This window comes from Micromonospora sp. NPDC005215 (assembly GCF_040607915.1).
Lineage (GTDB): Bacteria > Actinomycetota > Actinomycetes > Mycobacteriales > Micromonosporaceae > Micromonospora.
Genome location: NZ_JBEXHQ010000092.1, coordinates 1 through 8135, shown reverse-complemented (window position 1 = coordinate 8135; position 8135 = coordinate 1). Strand labels below are relative to the sequence as shown.

3 protein-coding genes, 2 pseudogenes and 1 CRISPR repeat array are annotated in these 8135 nt (G+C 68.1%); all 5 genes and pseudogenes read left to right on the top strand.

What is annotated here, in order from left to right:
• Positions 1–66 precede the first annotated feature (66 nt).
• Positions 67–3401: direct repeats of the CRISPR family, unit length 37 nt; unit sequence GCTGCGCCCGGTCCTCGGACCGGGCGAGGATCGCAAC.
• A 170-nt stretch (positions 3402–3571) separates the two neighbouring features.
• Positions 3572–4246, top strand: coding sequence for a DUF1524 domain-containing protein (locus ABZU25_RS34035; protein WP_355033469.1), 675 nt, complete (start codon positions 3572–3574; stop codon positions 4244–4246).
• A 345-nt stretch (positions 4247–4591) separates the two neighbouring features.
• Positions 4592–4789, top strand: a pseudogene (locus tag ABZU25_RS34030) (hypothetical protein); the annotation flags it as partial.
• Positions 4790–5422: 633 nt separating this feature from the next.
• Positions 5423–5725 (top strand): annotated as a pseudogene (locus ABZU25_RS34025) (site-specific integrase); the annotation flags it as partial.
• Positions 5726–6005: 280 nt separating this feature from the next.
• On the top strand, positions 6006–6566 hold the full coding sequence (locus ABZU25_RS34020; protein WP_355033468.1) for a site-specific integrase: 561 nt from the start codon (positions 6006–6008) through the stop codon (positions 6564–6566).
• Between the two features lie 208 nt (positions 6567–6774).
• Complete coding sequence (locus ABZU25_RS34015) at positions 6775–7020, top strand: helix-turn-helix domain-containing protein (protein WP_355033467.1); 246 nt, start codon at positions 6775–6777, stop codon at positions 7018–7020.
• Positions 7021–8135 lie beyond the last annotated feature (1115 nt).

Below are 8135 nucleotides of genomic sequence, written 5' to 3'. Positions count from 1 at the left end.
GGGCGCCGGCGCTCCGGCCTGCAGGACCGCGTCGAACTCGACGGACCGGCCGTCACCGGCGAGGTAGCTGCGCCCGGTCCTCGGACCGGGCGAGGATCGCAACTTGCGCCAGTAGAGGGAGAACGGGGAGTCCCACGGGCGCTGCGCCCGGTCCTCGGACCGGGCGAGGATCGCAACTCCGGCATCGTCAACCACTATGCCGCGCTGGTGTCCGGCTGCGCCCGGTCCTCGGACCGGGCGAGGATCGCAACACAGCCAGCACCCAGCTATGTGTACCGATAATGACGGGCTGCGCCCGGTCCTCGGACCGGGCGAGGATCGCAACAAAATCTCCGGCGGCGGCAAAGATTTCACACCCTGGTGCTGCGCCCGGTCCTCGGACCGGGCGAGGATCGCAACCGCACCCAACAGGTCGGCACGGACGTCCAGTTTCAGGGCTGCGCCCGGTCCTCGGACCGGGCGAGGATCGCAACTCGGGCGACCCGGCGTACGACAACGACTCGTCTCCGTGCTGCGCCCGGTCCTCGGACCGGGCGAGGATCGCAACCACGCTTCGGCGGTGAGGTCGACGCCGAGCACGGTCTGGCTGCGCCCGGTCCTCGGACCGGGCGAGGATCGCAACAGGTACTCCACCGGGGTCGGCGCCGGGGCTGGGTCCGGGCTGCGCCCAGTCCTCGGACCGGGCGAGGATCGCAACCGCTCGAAGCGCCGGGCCTGATGCTCTCCGACGCCCCGCTGCGCCCGGTCCTCGGACCGGGCGAGGATCGCAACCCCGTGTTCACCGGGCTGATCACCGACGTGACCCGTAGCTGCGCCCGGTCCTCGGACCGGGCGAGGATCGCAACGTGGCGATGACGGCCAGGTGCCGCAGCTCGATCACGGGCTGCGCCCGGTCCTCGGACCGGGCGAGGACCGCAACCTCCTGGGTGGGGTAGTCCACGGTGGCGCTGCGGGTGAGCTGCGCCCGGTCCTCGGACCGGGCGAGGATCGCAACCTCGGGCAGGCCAGCGGGGCGGCCAACGGGGTGATGGCTGCGCCCGGTCCTCGGACCGGGCGAGGATCGCAACACCCTGCCTCAACAGGTCCGGCTCGACAGCACCGGCGCGCTGCGCCCGGTCCTCGGACCGGGCGAGGATCGCAACCTCGTCGACCAGCGGCCGGCGGGCGGTGAGGTCGGCGGCTGCGCCCGGTCCTCGGACCGGGCGAGGATCGCAACTTGGTACGTCGCAAACTTTGCTGCCACCGCAGGTCAGGCGCTGCGCCCGGTCCTCGGACCGGGCGAGGATCGCAACAGCATTGGGGCGGTCGTCACGTCGGGCCGGCAGACGAGCTGCGCCCGGTCCTCGGACCGGGCGAGGATCGCAACGCTGAGGTGCACTACGAGTGGGCGCGGCTGGCCAGCGCTGCGCCCGGTCCTCGGACCGGGCGAGGATCGCAACAACTACATGGCGTGGGTGGAGGCGTACGAGGCGGAGCTGCGCCCGGTCCTCGGACCGGGCGAGGATCGCAACTCCACCTGGGCGTGCCAGGCGTCCGCGTTGATGGTCGCTGCGCCCGGTCCTCGGACCGGGCGAGGATCGCAACAGGTGCTGTGTCGCTCGTGCAACAGCGCGAAGGGCGGCTGCGCCCGGTCCTCGGACCGGGCGAGGATCGCAACCCTGATGATCTGCGACTGTTCAGGCGTGATCTCCAGGCTGCGCCCGGTCCTCGGACCGGGCGAGGATCGCAACATTGTTGTCGTTGGGGCAAGCAACTCCGATGGCGTTGCTGCGCCCGGTCCTCGGACCGGGCGAGGATCGCAACTTGTAGTGCGCCGCAATCCCGGAGATGGTGCTATTGCTGCGCCCGGTCCTCGGACCGGGCGAGGATCGCAACCCCTCCAACAGGGTGCCCAACGGCACCGCGTACGCGGTGCTGCGCCCGGTCCTCGGACCGGGCGAGGATCGCAACGTGGATGCGAGATGGGTCAGCGCACCCGGCGCGCGGAGCTGCGCCCGGTCCTGGGACCGGGCGAGGATCGCAACCAGCCAGATCGAGTCCTCGGCATCGCCAGCCCACGGCTGCGCCCGGTCTTCGGACCGGGCGAGGATCGCAACCTTGGTCTCGATTACTCTCCGTTGCGGAACCGGACGCTGCGCCCGGTCTTCGGACCGGGCGAGGATCGCAATTCGGCCAGCGACAGCCGGGCGGCCGGAGCCCAGAGGGGCTGCGCCCGGTCTTCGGACCGGGCGAGGATCGCAACAGCACCGGCCGAGCCCTTGGCCCCACCTCCGCTAGGAGCTGCGCCCGGTCTTCGGACCGAGCGAGGATCGCAACATCGTGCGGACCCTGTTCTGGGTGGTCATCGTGACGGGCTGCGCCCGGTCCCCGGACCGGGCGAGGATCGCAACACGCCGATGCGGACGTCAACCAGAGTGGGAACGCTGCTGCGCCCGGTCCTCGGACCGGGCGAGGATCGCAACGCCGCCGTGGAGGCTGCCGCGTACTTCAGCCGGAAGCTGCGCCCGGTCCTCGGACCGGGCGAGGATCGCAACGATTCTTGGACTGGTCCACCTCCTCCTCCCGGGCGCTGCGCCCGGTCCTCGGACCGGGCGAGGATCGCAACGTCGACTTCGTTCGCGCGAGCGGCACGTGGACCAGCTGCTGCGCCCGGTCCTCGGACCGGGCGAGGATCGCAACGGTGGCCACCGCAACGAAGTCGGCTCCGGCGCGGACGTGCTGCGCCCGGTCCTCGGACCGGGCGAGGATCGCAACACCTGCCCGTTGGCGCGGCCCTCCTCGGCGCGCTCCAAGCTGCGCCCGGTCCTCGGACTGGGCGAGGATCGCAACACCGGCCAGCCGACCGAGTACCCGGCCGAGAGCGTCGCTGCGCCCGGTCCTCGGACCGGGCGAGGATCGCAACTACGCCCGCCGTAGCGCGCTCACGAACGCGCCGCTGGCTGCGCCCGGTCCTCGGACCGGGCGAGGATCGCAACTGGCTCGGGCAGGGGCAGACCCTCACCGACGTGCTCACCGCGCTGCGCCCGGTCCCCGAACCGGGCGAGGATCGCAACGACCTGTGCCGACCCCTGGAGGGCGACGTGCAGGCGCTGCGCCCGGTTCTCGGACCGGGCGAGGATCGCAACCTTCTCGGCGGCGAGGACCGTGTGGGTGGTCATCTGCGCTGCGCCTGGTTCTCGGACCGGGCGAGGATCACAACTCCTGCGCGGCCTCCAGTTTGGCGCGCATCGTCGCCCTGCACCCGGTCCCCGGACCTGGCGAGGATCGCAACCTTGAAGTCGCACGCCTAGCCGCTGCGCCCGGTCCCTCGATCGGACGAGGATCACAGAGGTACTGGTCCAGCAGGGTCTCTGCGGCGCCCGTAGCTGCGCCCGGCCTCTGGACTGGGCGAGGATCGCAATGAAACCGTGTGCGTCGAGGTTGATTAGTAGTCCGACGCTGCGAGGTTGCTATACCCGGTGGCGCGGAAGGGTCGCTCAAACGCCGTCGGGCTTTCGCAGCACCGTCATACTGTCGTCATCATCATTGATGATGGTAACTGCCTGAACTTTGGCGCTGTTTGGAGGCCTGCATGCCGCGACTGACAACTGATGCCCCACTCGCACGCCGCCGTTTGCGTTCCGCCGCGATGGCGATCGCCGTCCTCGCTGGCGCGGTGTTCTCGGTCGCGGGTGCTACGCCCGTCTCGGCGACACCGCCGGCAATCCCGTCGAGGGCGACCGCCCAGTCGCAGCTCAACGCCCTGACCGTTGCCACCGAAGGCTCGACCAGCGGGTATTCGCGCGACCTGTTCCCGCATTGGATTGCTATCAGCGGCAGCTGCAACACCCGTGAACAGGTCCTCAAGCGTGACGGCACCTCCGTCGTCGTCGACAGTTCCTGCGCGGCTACCTCTGGTCGTTGGTACAGCCCGTACGACGGCGCGACCTGGCCAGCGGCTTCTGACGTCGACATCGACCACGTTGTGCCGCTCGCCGAGGCGTGGCGCTCCGGAGCCAATTCCTGGACGACCAGCCGCCGGCAGAGCTTCGCCAACGATCTGAGCCGCCCGCAGTTGATCGCGGTGACGGACAACGTTAACCAGTCCAAGGGCGACCAGGACCCGTCCACATGGCAGCCGTCCCTGTCGTCGTATCGATGCACGTACAGCAAGATGTGGATCACGGTCAAGTACAACTGGGGCCTGCGGCTGCAGTCGTCGGAGAAGTCCGCGCTGCAGACCATGCTCAACACCTGCAGTTCCTGACCGAACCCCTGGCCGGCGCCGACGCCAGCCGGGGGTTCGTCTGGCGCCGGGGCGTGTTGCTCGATGTAAGTGAGAGATTCGGTTGCGTCGTCGAGTCGCGCGACCTGCGGGTTGCGGTCATTGTGCCTCCGGCGGGGGCGCTCCGGCTCCAGGATGGCCGGCAGCCGTCCGCGGCCGCCGGCTCCCAGGGTGGTGGCGGTGGGTCATCCTGTCTGCCATCGACCCGGGCAAGCCGAGCAGACCGTCACCCAGCCCGCCAGCGTCCGTACGAGCCGTCGAGGTCCGCAGGTTGTGGCGGGCCGGGCGGCGGCCCGCTCCCGGCCCGGCGGGTCGATGGCAGACAGGATGGCGGATGGCAACAGGAGTGGAGCATCTTCGTGCTGCCCGTGCTGGATTGCGTGGCCGACGGCGTGGATCTTCCCGTTCATGGGGCTGCAGTCGGCCCAGGTCCGCAGGCTGGTCCACCTGATCGCCGAGCGTGGCGGTGGCGCCATTGCTGACGGTCGACCGGGAAGGCAGTGGGTCCCAGACCTGCCGAATCGGTCTTGCGTGGGCGGGAAATGCTTTGTGTAACTGGCATTGATTAGTCCTGTCTGCCGTCGACCCGGGCAAGCCGAGCAGACCGCAGCCCGGCCGCCAGCGTAGGAGCGAGGCGCCTTGGGTCCGCAGGGGCAGCAGGCCGGGTGACGGCCCGTTCCTACGCTGACTGGCCGACGGCAGACAGGACGGTTCAGGTCGGTTGGAGAATGCTGTACGTGTGGATCCCCGACCTGTTCGAGCGCTTGGGGACGGTCTTTCCGGGCTGGGTCCGTCAAGCGTGGGAGAGGCGTGGCACATGGTCTCCAGTACCTCTCCCACGCTGCACCGCCCCGCAGTGATATCTCACGGGCATCTCACGGACGGTCCGGGAAGGCCCGACAGGGCCTGACGTGCCTCGGACGCCGCTTCGCCGTTGACCTGCACCTCCGGCACGAGCCAACATCGTTCGGCACCCCCCGGTAGCTCTGCTAGTTCACTGGGGGTCAAGGGGTCGTCGGTTCGAATCCGGCCGTCCCGACTGGTATTCACCAGCGGATATAGAAGATCATGTGTGATCTTGCGGTAACGCTGGCGGTAACGGAGATCGCTTAACGTGGGTTGCATCCCTCGATCCCGTTACTGCGGAGGTGCAGCCTCATGGCTGTCTACAGCTACCGCCTCGCCACCGGCCAGACCCGCTGGTTCTTCATCATCGACCTCCCGCCGGATGTGAACGGCAGGCGCCGCCAGCACAAGCGGCAGGGGTTCCCGAATCAGGCCGCTGCTCTGAAGGCTGAGCAGGACGCGCGCGCCGCCTACGGTGGAGCGGACCTCGGCGCGGACGGTACCGTCGCTGCCGAGCTGGAGAGCTGGCTCAACGAGCGCGAACTGGATGTCCAGGAGACGACGCTCAGCAACTACCGGGACATCATGCGTTGCTACGTGGTCCCGCACATCGGCGCGCGGCAGCTTTACGCCCTCGACAAGCGAGTGATCCACGAGCTGTACAAGAAGCTGTTGAAGGGTGGCGGCAAGAACGGTGGACCGTTGTCGTCGACCACCGTTCGGATCGTGCACAGGGTCCTGATGAAGGCGTTGAGCGACCTCGGGGTCAACGTCGACGGTGTGCGGCAACCTCGGCAGGTCGAGCGGGAGACGATGGGACGCAAGGGCGTCTGGACGCCCGCGCAGTCGGCGAAGTTCCTCAAGTACCACGCCGACCAGGCTGCGTGCCGCCTGGGTGCTGGCAATCGTCGTCGGCACCCGGCGAGGGGAGCTGGCCGGTCTCAAGTGGCCGCGCGTGGATCTCGATCGCGGTGTCTTGCTGCTGCACTGGCAGCGCACCACGACCAGCAACGGCGTGGTCGAGAAGTCACCCAAGGGCAAGAGCAAGCGGGCGGTAGCGCTCGGGCCAGCCCTGGTAACGGAGCTGGATGCTCACCGGACGCGCCAGGCGGTTGAGAAGGTCGATGCCGGAGTCCTGTACCACGACGGCGGCTACCTGTTCTGCCGCGAGGACGGGGAGCCGTACTACCCGAAGTACTTCACCGACCAGTGGGCGAAGGCGTGCGCTGACGCCGATGTCCCGGTCATCTCGCTCCACGATGCGCGGCACACCTCCGCTACCACCGGCGCTGACGCCGGTGTTCCCGAGCACGTGATGCAGCGGCGGCTTGGTCACGCCGACAGCCGCACGACGCGTGAGGTCTACACCCATGTGTTGCCGGAAAGCGAACGGAAGGCTGCGGAGCTGATGGAGGCGGTGCTCGGAGACGCCGCAAGCTGGTCACCCAGGGCGTAGCTGGGCCGGAAACATCCGCTCGCGCTTGGCCCACCTGCCCTCGCCCGAGTTTTTCCTGGCTGTCGGCAAGGCTCTAGCCGCAGGTGACTGATGCCGTTACCTGTCCCGGATGCTTGCACTTGGCAGCGTCTCAGGCAACCGGTCGATTGCATCGTGAGGGCTGACGTCGATACCGGCGTCGTTACGACCTCAGGGGAGGGCACCAACGATGTCAACCACCACAAGCGACGATTATACCCCGGGCCGGACACAGGGGCAGGTGTGGACGATCGATGCGGTACGGGACCTCGGTATCACCACCAATGTGGAGACGGCTGCGGCGATCTTGGGCATTGGACGGACCAAGGCCTACGAGCTGGCCAAAACCAACGAGTTCCCGGTGCGCCTTTTGCGTATCGGCCGGCGGTACCTGGTGCCTGTACCGGCGATCCTCAAGCTGCTTGCCGTTGAGTAGCCATTTTGTGGGTAAGTCCGATTGAGACCTGCAGCCGGTCCTGCCCCGCGTCGGCCGCTCGGCAATCTAGCGTGCGAAACATGGCGAAGCCGTCGCGCGCTTTGGCAGTAGACGGTCCACCGCTGCAGACGGATGAGCATCGGTGGAGCGGGTATCCGCAGCAGTCGAACGATTGACCGCACGCGCGCGGAGACGCGCGAACCTCGACCTCCTCCGCAAACGCGTCCTCGCCACACCGTGAGCTGCCACCAAGATCCATGACAGAATGTGTGCCAGAGTCAAATTTCAGCCGGCGGTGACACGGAAGCAGTCCGGGGCGAACCCGCGTGCGCGGGGAGCACTAACCGTCCGGGCAGAGCAGGGTCAGCGTCGGAGAATCACCCCCGCGTGCACGGGGAGCACTCAAGCCCTCTTCGTTCCGGGCGGGGGACGTGAGGATCACCCCCGCGTGCGCGGGGAGCATGCGTACTGGACCTCGTCGATCGTGACGAGAGCAGGATCACCCCGCGTGCGCGGGGAGCACAGTGCCGGCCTGACGGCGATCTACGCGCCGGTGGGATCACCCCCGCGTGCGCGGGGAGCACACTTCTTGACCTGGGGCGTTAGAGATCGACTTCATGGTTTTCATTCACTAGGTTTACAAGATCGTCCCACTTGGTCTTCGTTCGGGTTGGTGTAGTCGGTGTGCAGGAGGCAAGAGAATTCTGCTAAGGGTAGTTGATGAGGCTCAAGTGAAGCGACCAGAGAACAAGCAGTACCGCAGGCCGTGCGCCGAGGTCTACCAGGCCCTGAGCAGGATGGCGTGCTGCGAGGTCCTGCGCGGCCACGGACGCCGCAGGCCACAATGAGCCGACGCCGCTTCGCGCACTGCCCATGTCCAGAACATTGCCATCGCCGGCTGACGTCAATCTGGTGCGGGGCGTCGCTCTACTGGTGGAAGCATCCTATTGCCCGACGGACACTGGAAGTGTCGCATCCGGCTCAAGATGGCGGACGACTGCGCGCTGGCCTGCGCTCCGCCTAGTGCTGTGACCGGAAACGTTGGCCGGGTTGGGTGACACGCCGGTCGACGTTCCCGGTTGGGCGTTGGACGGGCTTCAGGCTGTCGGGATGGC